Source organism: Nonomuraea sp. NPDC050733 (assembly GCF_040654215.1).
GTDB lineage: Bacteria > Actinomycetota > Actinomycetes > Streptosporangiales > Streptosporangiaceae > Nonomuraea.
On sequence record NZ_JBFAHO010000012.1, the window covers coordinates 137,065 to 153,159 of the forward strand.

Annotated in this window: 17 protein-coding genes; 5 read left to right on the forward strand and 12 right to left on the reverse strand. The window is 74.8% G+C overall.

The window, feature by feature from the left end; translation table 11 throughout:
- Positions 1-7: 7 nt before the first annotated feature.
- Together AB0H64_RS21375 and AB0H64_RS21380 are read right to left on the reverse strand one after the other, a co-directional pair.
- Entirely contained in the window at positions 8-901 is an 894-nt protein-coding gene (locus AB0H64_RS21375) for a hypothetical protein (protein WP_357626949.1), read from the reverse strand.
- 132 nt (positions 902-1,033) lie between these two features.
- The gene (locus AB0H64_RS21380) at positions 1,034-1,981 is read right to left on the reverse strand and encodes an aldo/keto reductase (protein ID WP_310709005.1); all 948 of its coding nucleotides are present in this window, start codon (positions 1,979-1,981) and stop codon (positions 1,034-1,036) included.
- Positions 1,982-2,045: 64 nt separating this feature from the next.
- Here AB0H64_RS21380 and AB0H64_RS21385 point away from each other — a divergent pair, with 64 nt between their 5' ends.
- The 5 genes from AB0H64_RS21385 to mshC are packed head-to-tail and all read left to right on the forward strand — an operon-like array spanning position 2,046 to position 6,007.
- A complete protein-coding gene (locus AB0H64_RS21385) occupies positions 2,046-2,732 on the forward strand; it encodes an MSMEG_4193 family putative phosphomutase (protein WP_357626952.1) in 687 nt (228 codons plus the stop codon).
- 9 nt (positions 2,733-2,741) lie between these two features.
- Positions 2,742-3,290 (forward strand): DUF3090 domain-containing protein, encoded by a 549-nt coding sequence (locus AB0H64_RS21390; protein WP_310709007.1) that lies wholly within the window; start codon positions 2,742-2,744, stop codon positions 3,288-3,290.
- Positions 3,287-4,051 carry an SCO1664 family protein gene (locus tag AB0H64_RS21395; protein ID WP_357626954.1) on the forward strand — a complete coding sequence of 255 codons (765 nt, stop codon included), beginning with the start codon at positions 3,287-3,289 and terminating at the stop codon, positions 4,049-4,051. Before AB0H64_RS21390 ends, AB0H64_RS21395 begins: the two co-directional genes overlap by 4 nt.
- 23 nt (positions 4,052-4,074) lie before the next feature.
- Positions 4,075-4,773: an NRDE family protein gene (locus tag AB0H64_RS21400; protein WP_357626957.1), complete on the forward strand. Its 699-nt coding sequence runs from the start codon at positions 4,075-4,077 to the stop codon at positions 4,771-4,773.
- 10 nt (positions 4,774-4,783) lie between these two features.
- Positions 4,784-6,007, forward strand: a complete 1,224-nt coding sequence (gene mshC / locus AB0H64_RS21405; protein WP_357626960.1) for a cysteine--1-D-myo-inosityl 2-amino-2-deoxy-alpha-D-glucopyranoside ligase — start codon at positions 4,784-4,786, stop codon at positions 6,005-6,007.
- Positions 6,008-6,035: 28 nt separating this feature from the next.
- On the opposite strand, the gene AB0H64_RS21410 is transcribed toward mshC, so the two are convergent.
- The 10 genes from AB0H64_RS21410 to AB0H64_RS21455 all read right to left on the reverse strand — a co-directional run bounded on the left by AB0H64_RS21410 (position 6,036) and on the right by AB0H64_RS21455 (position 15,949).
- Positions 6,036-6,575, reverse strand: a complete 540-nt coding sequence (locus tag AB0H64_RS21410; protein WP_357626963.1) for an isochorismatase family cysteine hydrolase — start codon at positions 6,573-6,575, stop codon at positions 6,036-6,038.
- 29 nt (positions 6,576-6,604) lie between these two features.
- Complete coding sequence (locus AB0H64_RS21415) at positions 6,605-7,567, reverse strand: UDP-glucuronic acid decarboxylase family protein (protein WP_357626966.1); 963 nt, start codon at positions 7,565-7,567, stop codon at positions 6,605-6,607.
- Positions 7,564-8,448, reverse strand: coding sequence for a glycosyltransferase family 9 protein (locus AB0H64_RS21420; RefSeq protein WP_357626969.1), 885 nt, complete (start codon positions 8,446-8,448; stop codon positions 7,564-7,566). Before AB0H64_RS21420 ends, AB0H64_RS21415 begins: the two co-directional genes overlap by 4 nt.
- Positions 8,439-9,113 carry an SDR family oxidoreductase gene (locus AB0H64_RS21425; protein WP_357626972.1) on the reverse strand — a complete coding sequence of 225 codons (675 nt, stop codon included), beginning with the start codon at positions 9,111-9,113 and terminating at the stop codon, positions 8,439-8,441. Before AB0H64_RS21425 ends, AB0H64_RS21420 begins: the two co-directional genes overlap by 10 nt.
- A gap of 75 nt (positions 9,114-9,188) precedes the next feature.
- Complete coding sequence (locus AB0H64_RS21430) at positions 9,189-10,523, reverse strand: PfkB family carbohydrate kinase (RefSeq protein WP_357626975.1); 1,335 nt, start codon at positions 10,521-10,523, stop codon at positions 9,189-9,191.
- Positions 10,520-11,068 (reverse strand): SIS domain-containing protein, encoded by a 549-nt coding sequence (locus tag AB0H64_RS21435; protein ID WP_357626978.1) that lies wholly within the window; start codon positions 11,066-11,068, stop codon positions 10,520-10,522. Before AB0H64_RS21435 ends, AB0H64_RS21430 begins: the two co-directional genes overlap by 4 nt.
- A gap of 3 nt (positions 11,069-11,071) precedes the next feature.
- Entirely contained in the window at positions 11,072-12,304 is a 1,233-nt protein-coding gene (locus tag AB0H64_RS21440) for a glycosyltransferase (RefSeq protein ID WP_357626981.1), read from the reverse strand.
- Positions 12,301-13,314, reverse strand: coding sequence for a glycosyltransferase family 9 protein (locus tag AB0H64_RS21445; RefSeq protein WP_357626983.1), 1,014 nt, complete (start codon positions 13,312-13,314; stop codon positions 12,301-12,303). The genes AB0H64_RS21440 and AB0H64_RS21445 overlap by 4 nt, the downstream gene beginning before the upstream one ends.
- Entirely contained in the window at positions 13,311-14,321 is a 1,011-nt protein-coding gene (locus AB0H64_RS21450) for a glycosyltransferase (RefSeq protein WP_357626985.1), read from the reverse strand. Before AB0H64_RS21450 ends, AB0H64_RS21445 begins: the two co-directional genes overlap by 4 nt.
- Entirely contained in the window at positions 14,318-15,949 is a 1,632-nt protein-coding gene (locus AB0H64_RS21455; RefSeq protein ID WP_357626987.1) for a carbamoyltransferase C-terminal domain-containing protein, read from the reverse strand. The genes AB0H64_RS21450 and AB0H64_RS21455 overlap by 4 nt, the downstream gene beginning before the upstream one ends.
- Positions 15,950-16,095: the final 146 nt, after the last annotated feature.

Below are 16,095 nucleotides of genomic sequence, written 5' to 3' on the forward strand. Positions count from 1 at the left end.
CCCGGCGTCAGGCCAGGCGGTGGCGGCCGTTGGCGGCCGTCGACGGCTCGAACGGGATCGAGTCGGCCCGGTTCGCCCGCTGCCGCCGCTGCTGCACCACCCGTGTGGCCGCCACGGCCGACAGCAGCAGCGCGATCGTCAGCGCCGTGCCCAGCACGTCCGAGGCCGGGGTGCTGGGCCGTACCACCTGCTGGTCGCGCATCGGCGCCGTCAGCTCGCGCACGAGGGGCTGCGGCCACAGCAGGTCGATGCGGGCCTCGTCGGGGTCGGCCTCCGGCTCGTCGCCGACCCGCTCCTCCCGGGTGTCCATCAGGTACGGCTGGCTCTCCGGCTGCCTCGCGGAGCGGGTGGGCGCGGCCGTGGGCACCGCCGCGTGCTGCTCGTCGTCCTTGCGCTGGCGGGCCGTGCCGGAGCGCGTCGGCTGCGCCGGCTGCCGGGTGCGCCGCTCGGCGGGCGGCTGGGTGGTGACGCGCGGCTCGGGCGTCACGCCGTCGTCGCGGACGCTCTGGTCGTCGCAGGCCAGCACCGGCAGGCAGACGTCTCCCAGCTTCTCGGGCAGCAGCGTGGCGGTGGCGGACGGCTCCGGGCCGGCCTTCCTGGCCTGGCCTGGCCGGCCCGTGGGCACGGCCTCGCCGACCTTGCCGAGCACCTTGCCCGTGGTGTCGTCCACCGTGCCGGTCAGGCCCTTCGACTTGCCTCCGGTCACGGCGTCGACGGTGTCGGTGACCTTGCCCACCGTGTCGCAGAGCGTCCCGGTCACGCCGCCGAGTAAGCCGCCCCCCTTGGGGCAGTCGTCCGCGTCGGCCGGCCCCGCGAGCGTGACCGTGAGGGCCACGGTGACCGCGGTCGCCGCCAGTGCCGTCGCCAGGACACCGGCCGCCGTCACGGTCCTGCTCCCCATCGGTCCGTCCCCTCCCTCATCGCCTTGGATTGAAATCTTTACGGACATCGCCGCCGAGACGCAGGTGTTTTCCGCCAAAGTTGCGATTCGGTATCGACTAGTGATACGCGAGCCTGACTCCCGTTCAGCCGGTCAGTCCAGGGACGAGACGTCGTCCAGGGCCTCGCGGATCTCGCGGGGCAGCACGACCTCCTCGGCCGCCAGTATCCCGGCGAGCTGCGCCCGGGTGCGAGCCCCCACGATCGCGGAGGCCACCCCGGGCTGGTCACGCACCCACGACAGCGCCACCGCCAGCGGCGACACACCGAGTCCGTCGGCGGCCGTCATGACCGACTCCACCACCCGCCGGCTCCGCTCGTCCAGGTACGGCCGGACGAAGTCGGCGAAGTGCGGCGTCGCGGCCCGCGAGTCGGCCGGGATGCCGGTGCGGTACTTGCCGGTCAGCACCCCCCGCCCCAGCGGCGACCAGGCCAGCACCCCGGCCCCCACGTGGTCGGCGGCCGGCAGCAGCTCCCGCTCGGGCTCGCGGGCCAGCAGGGAGTACTCGGCCTGGGCGGAGGTGATCGGCACGCGGCCCGGGACGGAGCGCTGGGCGACGCCCGCGGCGGCGAGCTGCCAGCCGGTGTAGTCGCACACCCCCGCGTAGACGGCCCGGCCGGAGGAGACGATCGCGTCGAGCGCGGCGAGGGTCTCCTCCAGCGGCACCTCCTCGTCGTAGGTGTGGAGCTGCCACAGGTCGACGTAGTCGACACCGAGCCGGGCCAGTGACTCGTCCACGGCGGCCACGAGGTGACGGCGGGAGGCGTCGCGGGGCCGGCGGCCGAGCGGCGTCACCACGGCCTTGGTGGAGATCACCAGCTCGGAGCGCGGCACCGTGTCGCGCACCAGCCGGCCGAGCAGCCGCTCGGCGTCGCCGCCGGTGTAGACGTCGGCCGTGTCGACGAGCGTGCCTCCCGCGTCCATGAAGGTGCGGAGCTGTGCCGAGGCCTCGTCGGCGTCGGTGTCACGCCCCCAGGTCATCGTGCCGAGCCCCACCCGGGACACCGACAGGCCGCTACGGCCGACATAGCGCTGCTGCATGATCCCGCCAGGTTACCGTCCGGGCCGGGGAAAAACCGTGATCCCGGCCTGCGACACTTGGTTCGTGACCACGCTGCTTCTGGCCCGCCACGGCCTCACCGCCCTCACGGGGCCCGTCCTGGCCGGCCGCACCCCGGGGGTCCACCTGAGCGACGAGGGCCGGCGGCAGGCCGAGGCGCTGGCCGGCCGCATCGCGGGCGTGCGGCTGGACGCGGTCGTCTCCAGCCCGCTGGAGCGGTGCGTGGAGACCGCGACGGCCGTGGCCGCGGACCGCGCGATGGCCGTGAAGACCGACGACCGGTTCGTGGAGTGCGGCTACGGCACGTGGACCGGCCGCCCGCTGGAGGAGCTGGCCAAGGAGCCGCTGTGGCGGGTCGTGCAGGCCCACCCGAGCGCGGCCGTCTTCCCCGACGGAGAGCCGCTGTCCGACGTGCAGCACCGGGCGGTGGCGGCGGTGCGGGAGTGGAACGCGCGGCTGGGGGAGAAGGGCGTCTACCTCGTGTGCAGCCACGGCGACGTGATCAAGGCGATCGTGGCCGACGCGCTGGGCCTCCATCTCGACCAGTTCCAGCGGATAACCGCTGATCCGGCCGCGCTCACTGTGATTCGCTATGCCCCCTTGCGTCCCTTTCTACTCAGGCTTAACGATGTGGGGGAATTGCGGCTTCCCGAGGATTCGGAGGAGAAAGACGGGGGAGAAAACATCACCGGGAGCGATGCCGCCGTCGGCGGCGGACCCGGGACCACGTAAGGTCAGGCTATGCCGGTCTTCGACTACGACCCACCAGAGAGGTTCGTGGCCGGTGCCCTGGGGCAACCGGGCGCCCGAGCCTTCTTTCTGCAGGCCAGAGCCGAGGGCAGACTGACCACGGTCGCGCTGGAGAAGCTGCAGGTCGCCGCGCTCGCGGGCAGGCTCGACGAGCTGCTCGACGAGGTGCTGCGGCGCAGCGGGGGCACCGCGCACGTGCCGGCCCTCGCACCCGCCGACCTCGCCGACGACGACCCCCTCGACGTTCCGCTCTCCGAGGACTTCCGGGTGGGCACCATGGCGCTCGCCTGGGACCCCGAGACCTCGCAGGTGGTCATCGAGGCGCAGGAGATGGTCGAAGAGGAGGACCTCGACGTGCCCGATCCCGCGGTGCTGCGGGTCCACATCAGCGCCGGGGCCGCGCGGGCCTTCACCGCGCGCGCCCTGCGGCTCGTCGCCGCGGGGAGGCCACCCTGTCCCCTGTGCGGCCAGCCCCTCGACGCCGAGGGGCACATCTGTGTCCGGCTCAACGGCTACCGCGGGGGTGAGGCGGCTTCATGAGCGCCCCGGAGAGCGAGCCCGCCGTCAGGCACTCGCACACGCCGGTCATGGACGAGGAGAGCGCGCTGAAGCTCCTCCGTGACGGGCGCCTCGACGTGGTCGGCCGCCTGGTCGAGGCGACCAACCTGACGCTCTACTGCTCCGTCACGCTCGCCGGGCAGACCGTCGCCTGCGTCTACAAGCCCGTGCGCGGGGAGCGCCCGCTGTGGGACTTCCCCGACGGCACCCTCGCGGCCCGCGAGGTGGCGGCCTTCGAGGTGTCCCAGATGACCGGCTGGCAGATCGTTCCGCCGACCGTCTACCGCGACGGGCCGTTCGGCCCCGGCATGTGCCAGCTCTGGATCGACACCGAGCGCGAGATCGACCTCATGCGGCTGGTGCGCAGCCGCAACCCGGTGGTGCGGCGGATGGCGGTGTTCGACGCCGTGGTCAACAACGCCGACCGCAAGGGCGGCCACCTGCTGCCGCTGCCCACCGGCCACGTGTACGGCGTCGACCACGGCGTCTGCTTCGCCGCCGAGGACAAGCTGCGCACCGTGCTGTGGCAGTGGCGCGGCAAGCCGCTGGCGCGCGAGGCCGTCGCCGTGCTGGCCAAGCTGGAGCGCGACCTGGAGGCGGGCGCGCTCGGGCGCAGGCTGCGCGAGCTGCTCACGCCGGCCGAGGTGGAGGCGACCTGGCAGCGGGTCAGGCGGCTGCTCGACACCGGCGTCCACCCGTCGCCGTCGGAGGACTGGCCCGCCATCCCCTGGCCGCCGATCTAGCGGCGTTTACTACTCTTTGCCTCATGTGCACCGTGATCGTGAGGACAGGGTGGCCACTGACGCTCCTGTTCGTGCGCGACGAGTACGCCGACCGGCCCTGGGAGGGGCCGGGCGAGCACTGGCCCGACCGCTACCCCGGCGTGATCGGCGGCCGCGACCTCAAGGCGGGCGGCACCTGGCTGGCGCTCCACCCCACGGCACACCGCGCGGCCGCCCTGCTCAACGGGCGCGGTGTCACGGCTCCCGAGGCCACCCGGGTCTCCCGCGGCGACCTGGCCCTGCGCGCCGCCGCCACCGGCACCCTGCCGGGCGACCCGCCCCGTGCGGACGTCCCGGCGGAGGAGAGCCTGGCCGAGGCGGACCTCACCGTGTACGACCCCTTCTTCCTCCTCCTCGCCGAGCCGCCGGGAGCGCGGCTGGCCGGCTGGGACGGTGAGCGGCTGACCGTCACCCCCGTGCCCGACGGCACCAACATGATCGTCAACGCGGCGGGGCTCGACCCCGCCCACCCCCGTGTCGTCGCCAACCTGCCGCGCTTCCGGGCCGGTGACTGGCGCGTCCCGGGGGAGGAGGCGCCGTCCGCCGACCCCGAGGCCTTCCTCGTCCGCCACGAGACGCCCGAGGGCAAGATCCTCACGTCGCTGTCGGCCATGCGGGTCACGCTGGCCGCCGGAGAGGTGACGTACGACTTCACGGACTTGACCGCCGAACGGGACAGATAGGCTCGAAGCTATGAGATCGTGGTCCGCCCCGAACGTCCCCAAGCTGCCCGGTCAGAGCGTCCCGCTGCGGCTCCACGACACGGCCACCGGGCAGGTCCGCCCGACCGATCCCGGCCCCACGGCCCGGATGTACGTGTGCGGCATCACCCCCTACGACGCCACCCACCTGGGTCACGCCAACACCTACCTCGCCTTCGACCTGGTCGGCCGCGTGTGGCGTGACGGCGGCCACGACGTCCACTACACGCAGAACACCACCGACGTCGACGACCCGCTCCTGGAGCGCGCCGAGCAGACCGGCGTCGCCTGGCAGGACCTGGCCGAGCGGGAGATCGAGCTGTTCCGCACGGACATGGAGGCGCTGCGCATCGTGCCGCCCCGCGAGTACGTGGGCGTCACCGAGGTCGTCGGCCGCGTGGCCGAGCTGATCACGTCCCTGGCCGCCAAGGGCGTCACCTACGAGCTGGACGGCGACGTCTACTTCAGCTCGGCCGACGCCCCCAAGTTCGGTCAGGTGTCCGGTTACGGCGAGAACGAGATGCTGGAGCTGTTCGGCGAGCGGGGCGGTGACCCCGACCGGCCGGGCAAGCGCCACCCGCTCGACTGGCTGCTGTGGCGGGCCGAGCGGCCGGGCGAGCCGGCGTGGGACTCGCCGCTGGGCCGGGGCCGGCCCGGCTGGCACATCGAGTGCACCGCGATCGCGCTCGACCACCTGGGCGCCGGCTACGACGTGGCCGGCGGTGGCACGGATTTGATCTTCCCGCACCACGAGTGCGGCGCCTCGGAGGGGCACGCGGCGACCGGCGAGTGGCCCTTCGCCAAGTTCTACACCCACGCCGGCATGGTCGCCCTCGACGGCGAGAAGATGTCGAAGTCCAAGGGCAACCTGGTGTTCGTGTCGCGGCTGCGCCGGGAGCACGACCCGATGGCCGTCCGGCTGGTCCTGCTGGCCCACCACTACCGCGCCGACTGGGAGTACATTCCGGAGCTGATGGAGCGGGCGGAGCGGCGGCTGGCCCGCTGGCGCGAGGCGGCGGCGCTGCCGTCGGGACCGCCCGCCGACGAGCTGCTGGCGCTGGTGCGGGAGCGGCTCGCCGACGACCTCGACGCGCCGGGCGCGCTGGCCGCGATCGACGCCTGGGCGGAGCGGGCGCTCGCGGGGGAGGGGGCCGACGCCGGAGCGCCGGCCCTGGTCCGTGACCTGTCCGACGCCCTCCTCGGCGTCGCCCTCTAGCGCAGGCCCGTCCGGCTCGGACGGGGGGTCACACCAGCAGGCGGCGCGACGGGATGATCTCGGCCGACATGTTGCGCTCCATCATGCGCAGCGCGGCCCGGCCGAGATCCCCGTGGACCGGCGCCACGCAGTCCGGCGGCACCACCACGTCGAACTCCCGCACGTACGCGTCCAGCGCGCTGTAGAGCACGCACTGCTCGGTGACCTGCCCGGTCAGCAGCACGGTGCCGATCCCGCGCTGCCGCAGCATGTGCTCCAGGGCGGTGCCGTAGAAGGCGCTGTGGCGCACCTTGGCCAGGAACGCGCAGTCGCTCGGCGGCACGATCGGCCGCACCAGGTCGGGCCGGCGCCCCTTCAGCGCCCGCGTCACGAGATCCTCCCGGGTGGCGGCGAAGTCGCCGTAGTTGTCGTTGACGTAGATCAGCTCCACGTCGTCGCGCCGGTGCGCCCGCCCTGCCAGCTCGGCGAGCTTGGGCACGATCGGCTCCACCCCGTGCACGAGCCGGTCGGCGTCCTCGTGCTCGTACGGGTTCAGCATGTCGAGCACGATCATCGCGATTCCCGGCATCCTCGGACCACCACCCCCCGACGCCACGCTCAGGCGCCCAGCCGCTCCAGCTTGCCGTGGCCCGCCAGCTCGGCGGCGAACCAGTCGATGGTCCGGCGCAGCCCCTCCGCGGCGGGCACCGCGGCCCGCCAGCCGAGCCGCTCGGCCGCCAGCGTCGTGTCCGGCCGGCGCACCATCGGGTCGTCGGCCGGCCGTTCGATGAACTCGATCGGCGACGACGACCCGGTCAGCTCCTTGATCAGCGTGGCCAGCTCCAGCATGGTCAGCTCGTCGGGGTTGCCGATGTTCACCGGGCCGGCGAAGTCGCTCCCGGCCATGGCCAGGATGCCCGTGACCGTGTCGTCGACGTAGCAGATGGACCGGGTCTGCCCGCCGTCGCCGGTGATCGTGATCGGCTCGCCCAGCAGCGCCTGCCGGATGAAGGTCGGGATCGCCCGGCCGTCGAAGGGCCGCATGCGCGGGCCGTACGTGTTGAAGATCCGCACGATGCCGGTGTCGGTGTCACGGGAGTGCCGGTAGGCGGTCGTCAGCGACTCGGCGAAGCGCTTGGCTTCGTCGTACACGCTGCGCGGCCCGACCGGGTTGACGTTTCCCCAGTACGTCTCCTTCTGCGGGTGCTCCAGCGGGTCGCCGTACACCTCGCTGGTGGAGGCCAGAACGAACCGGGCGCCCTTCTCCCGGGCGAGCCCCAGCGCGTGCAGCGTGCCGACGCTGCCCACCCGCAGCGTCTCGATGGGGTAGCGGAGGTAGTCGGCGGGGGAGGCGGCCGAGGCGAAGTGCAGCACCAGGTCCAGCCGGTCGGGCACGTGGACGTACCCGGTCAGGTCACACTCGATGATGCGGAACTGGGGGCGGTCGATCAGATGCTCGACGTTGCGCGGCCCGCCGGTGAGGAAGCTGTCCATGCAGATGACCTCGGCTCCCTGGCCGAGCAGGCGTTCGCACAGGTGGGAGCCGAGAAAACCCGCTCCACCGGTAACCAGAGCCCTCATGACGTGACCTCCATCACGGCCTCGACGACTTCGGAGACTTCGATCCTCAGCAGGCCGGGGTCGACCCGGTCGCCGTGCGGGTCGCCGGTCAGCCCGGCCCACAGCGCGACGTGCCGCCAGCCGGGCGGCGGCCCCCACCACGCGGGCGGCACCGGCCCGAACAGCACCACCGACGGCACGCAGAACGCGGTCGCCAGGTGCCCCACGCCCGTGTCGCCGCACACGACGAGCCGGGCCCGGCCCACCAGGTCGATCAGCCCGGCCAGGTCCGTACGGCCGGCGAGCACCCGCCCGGCGGGCAGCCCGGCCAGCTCCGCCACGCGCGCGGCGATGGCCTCCTCCTCGGCGTTGCCGGTGACGACGACCTCGCCCACGGAGCCCTCCAGGGCCGCGGCCACCTGCGCGAACCGCTCGGGCGGCCAGCGGCGCGACGGGAAGGCGGCGCCCGGGTGGACGACCACGGGCCCGGTCCGGTCCGACACGCCCAGCGTCAGGTCCGACGGGTCGGCCTTGACGCCGTACCACTCCAGCATGTCGCACCAGCGCCGCACCTCGTGCACGCCCTCCCGCCACGGCGGGCCGTCGGTGTGGCTCAGCAGCCGGCCGGGCCGGGTACGGCGCAGCGCCTCGACGCTCTGCGGGCCCTTGCCGTGCAGGTTGACGGCCACGTCCGGCCGCTCGACCGGCACCGGGCCGGGACCCCGCACATCGATCAGGTCGTCGACGGCCCCGGTCAGCGGCATGAGCGGCTCCAGCGCGGCCGGCGCCGCGACCGTGATCCGGTGGACGGGGAACTCCTGGCGCAGCGCGCGCAGCGCGGGCACGGCCGTGAGCATGTCGCCCAGGCCGAGCCCGCGCAGCGCGACGAGCTCTAGGGCCATGACGTCTCCGTCGAGGGGCACACGACCATTTCCCTGACCTCGCACCCGGCGGGCTGCCCGAGCGCGAACACGATGGTCCGCGCCACGTCGGCCGGATCGTTCAGGCCCGCGTCGGGACCGGGTTTGTACTGCTCCGGCCGGCCGTCGAAGAACGCGGTCCGCATGCCGCCGGGCACCAGCAGCGTCACGCCCACCTGCCCGGCCAGCTCGATGGCCAGCGCCCGGGTGAAGCCCACCACGCCGAACTTCGACGCGCAGTACGCGGTGGCGTCGCTCAGCGGCCGCAGCCCCAGCGTGGAGGCGCAGGTGACGACCTTGCCGCGCGACGTCCTCAGGTACGGCAGCGCCGCGCGCACGACGGAGGCGGTGCCCAGCAGGTTGACCATGATCACGCGGTCCCAGTCGTCGGCGGCCACGTCCTCCAGCCGCCCGCAGGCGTCGACGCCCGCGGCGGTGACCACGGCGTCGAGCCCGCCGGCCCGCTCGGCCAGCTCGCGCACGGCCCGCTCGGCCTCGGCCCGGTCGGACAGGTCGGCGACCACGTGATCGACGCCCTGCCCGGGCTCGCGCACGTCGACGACCAGCGGCCGCCAGCCCTCCTTGGCCACGGCCTCGGCGGTGGCCAGGCCCAGGCCCGAGGCGCCTCCGGTGATGAGTACGTTCATGTGTTCTCCTTCTCGTGGCGGTACGGCTCCCGCGCACCCCGGGAGCCCCAGCTGAGGTGGCTCAGCCGACGCGGTTCAGCGGATCTCCCTGATGAGGTTGGTCGTGGAGCGGCCCGGCAGGCTGCTGAGGACGACGATCTCGGCGCCGAGCCGGTCGAGGATCTCGGCCTCGGGCAGCACGTCGCCCTCGTAGTCGCCGCCCTTCACCCACACGTCCGGCCTGAGCCGCTCGATGGCCGCGGCCGGGGTGTCCTCGTCGAACACCAGCACCGCGTCCACGCAGGCCAGCGCCCGCAGCACCTCGACCCGGTCGCGGACGTCCACGATGGGCCGGGTCGGGCCCTTGAGCCGGCGGACGGAGTCGTCGGAGTTGACGCACACCACCAGCGCGTCGCCGAGCGCGCGGGCCCGCCGCAGCAGGCTGACGTGGCCGGCGTGCAGCAGGTCGAAGCAGCCGCCGGTGGCGATGAGCCGCCCGCCGTACGCGCGGGTCAGCTCGGCAACCTCCAGCGCGGTGCGCGGCCGGTCGCCGAGCTCCTGCTCCTGGGTGCGGATGGAGGCGGCGCCGCCCCGCTCGACGAAGCGCGACGCCTCGCCGACGCCGATGGTGACCGCCTCCTCCACGCCGGAGCCGTCGCGCAGCGCGAGCGCGGAGGCGGCGGCCAGCCGGTCCCCGGCGCCGCACACGTCCTGCCCGGAGGCGGACACCGGCGCCGGCACCTGGGTGAGCGCGCCGCCCTGGCGGGCCAGCGCCGCGCCGCGCACGCCGAGCGTGACGGCCACGGCCCGCGCCCGCAGCGAGCGCACGAGGTGGCGGGCCGCCTGGTCGGGGCCCTCGTACGGGACGTCGCACATGAGGCGGGCCTCGGCCTCGCTCGGGGTCAGCAGCGCGCACCCGGGCACCGGCTCCTGGCCGCGCGGGTGCGGGTCCCACACGACCGGCACGTCCAGCCCGCGCAGCGCCTCGCGCGCCGCCCGGGCGACGCCCCGGCCGTAGTCGGACACGAGCACGGCCCCGGCCTGGCGCAGCGCCGCGGCGACCTCCTCGCCCGCCGCGTGCCGGGCCCGGCCGTCGCCGGAGTCGACACGGACCAGCGTCTGCCCCCGCGCCCGGACGCGGGTCTTGCGCACGGTGCCGCCGCGCAGCGGCAGCCGCACCAGCTCGACCTCGCCGGCCAGCAGACCGCACAGGCGCCGCCCGTCCTGGTCGTCGCCGATCGCGGTGACGAGCACCACGTCGGCGCCGTCGCGGGCGGCCAGCAGCGCCGCCAGGCCCGCTCCTCCCGGCCGGGAGTGCTCGGCCTCGACGTCGACCACGGGGACGGGCGCGTCCGGGCACAACCGGTCCGCCACGCCCTCGACGTCCACGTCCAGCAAGGTGTCGCCGATGACGACGAGCGGACCGCTCACAGTGCCTCCTCGACCGCGTCGCAGAGCAGATGGATGAGGGCGAGATGCACCTCCTGGACCGTCGCGGTCTCCTCGGCGGGCACGGTGACGGCCTCGTCGCACAGCCCCGCCAGCGGGTTGGGGCCGGGCCCGGTCAGCGCCCAGGCGAGCATCCCGCACTCGCGGGCGGCCTTCGCGGCGGCCAGCACGTTCGCGCTGCCGCCGCTGGTGGACAGGCACACGAGCACGTCGCCCTCGCGGCCGTGGGCGCGCACCTGCCGCGCGTACGCCTCCTCGGGGCCGTAGTCGTTCACGATCGCCGTCAGCGACGAGGTGTCGGCGTGCAGCGGGATCGCCGCGTACGGCGGGCGGTCGGCACGGAAGCGGCCCACCAGCTCGGCCGTCAGGTGCTGCGCCTCGGCCGCCGAGCCGCCGTTGCCGCAGGCCAGCAGCCTGCCGCCGGAGCCGAGGACCCCGGCCAGTTTGCCGCCCCACGCGCGGACGACGGCCGTGTGGCCGTCGACGCGCGCCAGGGTGGCGCACAGCTTCTCCAGATGCGCGTCCATGGCTCACCCTCCCAGCGCCGTGAGACGGCACATCCTGCCGTCGATGACCTGCGTGTACACGGCCTCCGTGCGCTCGGCGACACGCGGCCAGCCGTACCGTTCGCGCGCCCTGCGCGCCCCGGCCGCGCCCATCGCGCGGCGCCGGGCCGGATCCTCCAGCACGTCCTTGAGCGCCCTGGCCAGGGCGCGCGGGCGGCGGGGCGGCACGAGCAGGCCGCACCCGGCGACGGTGTCGAGGTGGCCCCCGACGGCCGAGGCGATCACCGGCACGCCGCACGCCATCGCCTCGACCGGCACCATCCCGAACGGCTCGTACCACGGCACCGTCACCAGCACGTCGGCCGAGCGCATCAGCGCGGGCACCTCGTCGCGCGGGACGCTGCCGACGACCCGCACCCGGTCGCCGAGGCCGCACCCGTCGGCCAGCTCGCGCAGCCGTACCGCCTCCTCGTCGTCCACGCGCCCGCCGGCGATCACCAGCTCGGCGCGCGGCAGCAGCCGCATGGCCTGCACGACGGTGTCGACGCCCTTGCGCGGCACCAGCCGGCCGATGCTGAGCACCCGCGCCGTCCGCCCGCCGCCCGGAGCGCTCGCGCCGTTCCAGGCCCAGGAGGCGCCGGGGCTCGGCGCGGCCGGGCCGTCGGGGCGGAACGTGCCGGTGTCCACGCCGCACGGCACGATCGCGATCCGCTGCTCGGGCACGCCCATCGCGCGCAGCTCGTTCACCTCGTCGCGGCAGGTCGCCAGCACGGCGTCGGCGCTGCGGCCGATCTGCCGCTCGGTGTCCACCCGGTGCGCCGGGCTGGTGTCGGCGGCGCCCTGCCAGCGCCGCTTGACGGTGCCGAGCGCGTGGAAGGTGTGCACCACCGGCACGTTCCCGGCGGCCCGCAGCGCGGCCTGCCCGCTCATCCAGAAGTGCGAGTGGACGACGTCGGGCGGGTCCTCGTCCCACCGTGTCGCCAGGCGCGCGGTGAACTCCGGCATGTACGGCGGCAGCTCGTCCTTCGGGACCGGCGCGGCCGGGCCCGCGGTGACGTACTCCACGCACACGCCCGGCGCGATCACCACGCGGTCCGGCTGGTCCGGCCCCCAGCGCCGGGTGTGGACGACCACCTCGTGGCCGCGCGCCCCGAGGGCGGTGGCCAGGGCGGCGACGTGGACGTTCTGCCCGCCGGCGTCGACGCCGCCGATGGCCGCGAGCGGGTCCGCGTGTTCCGAGACCAGGGCGATTCTCACTGGTTCAGCTCCCTCACTGCCTTGACCACCTGCTCACTGGTCACCTGCGCCAGACAGGGATGGCCGGGCACCGGGCACACGCGCGCCCGGGAGTCCCGGCATGGTGCTTCCTGGTCGCCGAGCAGGACCGTCGGGACCCGGTACGGGGCCCACCGCGCGGCCGGGACGACCGGGGCGAACAGGCTGACGACCGGCGTGCCGACCGCCGCCGCCAGGTGGGCTGGGCCGGTGTTGCCGGCGACGAGCACGGCGGCGCCCTCGATGACGGCAGCGAGCTCCGCCAGCGTGGTCGCGCCGCCGAGATCCACGGCGGCCTCCGGGGCTCCGGCCGCGACATGGGCGGTCAGCTCACGCTCCATGCCGGTCACGACGATCCGGTGGCCGTCGTCGGCCAGCTCCCGTACCGCCTCGCGGTTGCGCTCGGGCGGCCAGGTCCGCGCGGGCGCCGACGTGCCGGGGTGGACGACGACATACGGGCCAGGACCCAGGCCGAACCGGGACACGTCCGGCAGCGGGCGGCGGACGGCGAGCCGGCCGTCGTCGCCGGGCGGCAGGTCGAAGCCGGCGGCGCGGGCCACGGCGAGCATCCGCTCCGCCTCGGGGACGTCCAGCCCCTCGTCGACGACGTGCCGCACGTCGAGCAGCGAGCCGGGGTAGTCGTTGCTGATGGCCGAGATCCGGCCCACCCCGGCCAACCGCAGCAGCAGCGCCAGCGGCAGCGCCGACTGGTGGAACGAGGTGAGGATCACCGCCTCGTCGACGCCGCGGATCCGGCCGATCAGGTCGTCCACGTCCTCCGGGGACACGGGCGGCGGCCGGTGGTCGATCCACGGCGCCTGCCACACGATCACCCGGTCCACGCCGGGCAGCAGCTCGGCCGCGGCCCGGCCGCGCGGCCCGGCGAGCACGGTCACCTCGCGCGCGTGCGCGCTCACGGCCCGCACGGCGGGACCGGCCAGCAGCACGTCCCCGGCGTCGTCCAGCCGCGCCACGAGCACCCGTCCGCTCATCGCCGCACCTTCCATTCCCCCCGCAGCCGGTGCGCGCAGGCGACCGGCGGGATCAGCACGCTGGTGACGGCCATCCGCAGCACCTCGCGCGGCGTCCGCGGTCCGGGCGCGATCCGCGCCCAGGCGAACTCGGCGGTCAACGCCGCCCACCCCGCGGCCGCCGCCATCGCGGGCCACGCGGGCACACCCCTGGCGGGGGAGGGCCGGGCACCCGGCAGCCGGTCGCTCAGCGAGGCGGTGTCCCGCCGGCGGGCGCCCAGCAGACGGGCCACGCCGAGGCCCGTGGCGGCCAGGCCGAGTGCCGTGGTCGCGGCGTGGCGGCGCAGCCGTCCCCGCGCCCCGCCGATCGCCTCCCGCCACCCCGGCCCGTGCAGGCGCCGCATCAGCGCGTCGTCGGCGTTGCCCCGCTGGAAGCGCACGCTGGCCCAGAACCCGTCCTCGCGCACCGGATGCACGGTCACCCGCTCGCCCCGCACCAGCCGGTGCCCCCGGTTGGTCAGCCGCAGCGCCAGGTCCGCGTCCTCGCGGTAGGCCCGGGGGAAACGCTCGTCGAACCCGCCGACCTCCTCCAGCGCGGCCCGCCGGTAGGCGATGTCGGCGGTGATCCACAACGCCCCGGCCAGACCCGCCGTGTTCCGCTCGGCGTCGGTCGGTCTCCGGTCGGCGGGCAGCGGCACCCTGATCCGCCCCTGGCTGCCCGCGACCTGCGGCGGCAGCCCGGCCAGGTCCTTCCACAGCGCCTCGTACCAGCCGGGCCCCGGCACCACGTCGTCGTCGAGGAAGGCCACCCACGGCGTCGAGGCCGCCCGCCAGCCCGCGTTGCGCGCGGCGGCGGGCCCCCGCCCGCCGGACCGCACGACCGTCACGTGCCCGGGTGTCACCAGCGGCGCCCCGTCATGTCCGGCCGGCCGATCGTCCACCACGATCACCGGCACGTCCGGCCCGAGCGCCGCGAGCGTCGCGCGCAGGCTCGGCCGCCCCACCGTGGGGACCACCACCGTGATCACTGAGCGAACACCTCCCGCCGCCGCACCAGGTACGGCCCGAGGGCGAGCACGTCCACCGGTGAGGAGCCGAAACACTCCAGCGCGTCGCGCGGGTCGTCCACCATGGGCCGCCCGGCGGTGTTGAGGCTCGTGTTGACCACGACCGGAAGCCCGGTGCGGGCCTCGAACGACGACAGCATCCGGGCCAGCAGCGGCTCCGAGCGCGGCGACACCGTCTGCACCCGCGCCGTCCCGTCCACGTGGACCACGGCCGGGATCCGCTCCCGCCACGCCGGGTCGACCTCGTGCACGAACAGCATGTACGGCGAGGGCACCGGCCCCCGCGTGAAGATGTCGCGGGCCCGCGACTCCAGCACCATCGGCGCGATCGGCCGGAACTGCTCGCGCCCCTTGACGTCGTTGAGCCGCTCGGTGTTGCGGGCGTGCCCCGGGTGGGCGAGCAGCGACCGCCGGCCGAGCGCCCGCGGGCCGTACTCGGAGCGGCCCTGGAACCAGGCGACGATCCGGTCGGCGGCCAGCTCGGCCGCCACCGCGTCGGCCAGGTCGGCCGGCCGCGTGTACGGCACCCGCGCCACGTCCAGCCAGGCGCCCAGCTCCTCGTCGGTGAAGCCGCGGCCCAGGTCGGCGCCGATCATGGGAGTGGCCCGCTCGCCGTACGCCTGCGCCAGGTGCAGGGCGCCGCCCAGCGCGGTGCCGGAGTCGCCCGCGGCGGGCTGCACCCACACCTCCTCGAACGGCCCCTCGTCCAGCAGGCGGGTGTTGGCGACGCAGTTGAGCGCCACCCCGCCGGCCAGCGCCAGGCGCCGCTCCCCGGTGCGCTCGTGCAGCCAGCGGACCAGCTCCAGCAGCACCTCCTCCAGCCGCGCCTGCACGCTCGCGGCGAGGTCGGCGTGCTCCGGAGTCCACGGGGCGCCCTTGGACAGGGCCTTGGCGTAGGAGTTCCAGTCGATCGGCTCGACCCGGAACCCGCCGTCCTCCGTGGTGTAGATCAGCTCGCGCAGCGACTCCAGGTGCCGCGGCCGGCCGTAGGAGGCCAGCGCCATGACCTTGTACTCGTCGCTGGAGCGCAGGAAGCCCAGGTGCTGGGTCACGTCCTCGTACATCAGCCCGAGCGAGTGCGGCAGCTCCTGCGCGGCGAGCACCTCCAGCTCGCCGTCGCGGTAGCGGCCCGCCAGATGGGAGACGTTCTCGCCGCGGCCGTCGCACACGAGCACCGCGCAGTCCCGGAACGGCGCGGCCAGCCCGGCCGAGGCGGCGTGCGCCACGTGGTGCGGGACGAAGCGCACCTGCGCCGGGTCCAGGCCGGGCAGGGCCGTGGCGAGGAAGTTCGGCGCGCGCACCGCGTACTTCGTGCGCAGGTCCTCCCAGTCACCCTCGGGACGCTGGACGACCAGGGACGGATCGTAGGAGTAGGCGACCGCGTCGATGTCCTCCGGGGACAGCCCGGCCTCCTCCAGGCACCATGCGGCAGCCAGCTCCGGCAGCTCCCAGGCCGAGAAGGCGAGCGGCCGCTTGCCGTGCTTGCGGCGGCTGAACCGCTCCTCCTCCGCGGCGGCGACGATGCGGCCGTCGGCGACGACCGCCGCGGCAGGGTCGTGAAAGATCGCGTTGATGCCGAGAAATCTCATCTGGCTCCTCCCACCGGATGGAGAACCGCTACCGAGAGAAGCGACTCTCAAACATGAGGCATCGCGTGGAGGTGGGGAAACAACCTGCGAACGCTGCCTTTGGTCACGCAGAGTAGTTGTTTGTGGGGGACCTCGCCGGGTAGCTG

Excerpts from the sequence above, each read along its gene's own strand:
- AB0H64_RS21420 (WP_357626969.1), bottom strand. The coding sequence starts at position 8,448 with ATGGCCCTAGAGCTCGTCGCGCTGCGCGGGCTCGGCCTGGGCGACATG.
- AB0H64_RS21455 (WP_357626987.1), bottom strand. The coding sequence starts at position 15,949 with ATGAGATTTCTCGGCATCAACGCGATCTTTCACGACCCTGCCGCGGCG.
- AB0H64_RS21400 (WP_357626957.1), top strand. The coding sequence starts at position 4,075 with ATGTGCACCGTGATCGTGAGGACAGGGTGGCCACTGACGCTCCTGTTC.
- AB0H64_RS21390 (WP_310709007.1), top strand. The coding sequence starts at position 2,742 with ATGCCGGTCTTCGACTACGACCCACCAGAGAGGTTCGTGGCCGGTGCC.
- AB0H64_RS21395 (WP_357626954.1), top strand. The coding sequence starts at position 3,287 with ATGAGCGCCCCGGAGAGCGAGCCCGCCGTCAGGCACTCGCACACGCCG.
- AB0H64_RS21425 (WP_357626972.1), bottom strand. The coding sequence starts at position 9,113 with ATGAACGTACTCATCACCGGAGGCGCCTCGGGCCTGGGCCTGGCCACC.
- AB0H64_RS21415 (WP_357626966.1), bottom strand. The coding sequence starts at position 7,567 with ATGAGGGCTCTGGTTACCGGTGGAGCGGGTTTTCTCGGCTCCCACCTG.
- AB0H64_RS21410 (WP_357626963.1), bottom strand. The coding sequence starts at position 6,575 with ATGCCGGGAATCGCGATGATCGTGCTCGACATGCTGAACCCGTACGAG.
- AB0H64_RS21435 (WP_357626978.1), bottom strand. The coding sequence starts at position 11,068 with ATGGACGCGCATCTGGAGAAGCTGTGCGCCACCCTGGCGCGCGTCGAC.
- AB0H64_RS21375 (WP_357626949.1), bottom strand. The coding sequence starts at position 901 with ATGGGGAGCAGGACCGTGACGGCGGCCGGTGTCCTGGCGACGGCACTG.
- mshC (WP_357626960.1), top strand. The coding sequence starts at position 4,784 with ATGAGATCGTGGTCCGCCCCGAACGTCCCCAAGCTGCCCGGTCAGAGC.
- AB0H64_RS21380 (WP_310709005.1), bottom strand. The coding sequence starts at position 1,981 with ATGCAGCAGCGCTATGTCGGCCGTAGCGGCCTGTCGGTGTCCCGGGTG.
- AB0H64_RS21445 (WP_357626983.1), bottom strand. The coding sequence starts at position 13,314 with ATGAGCGGACGGGTGCTCGTGGCGCGGCTGGACGACGCCGGGGACGTG.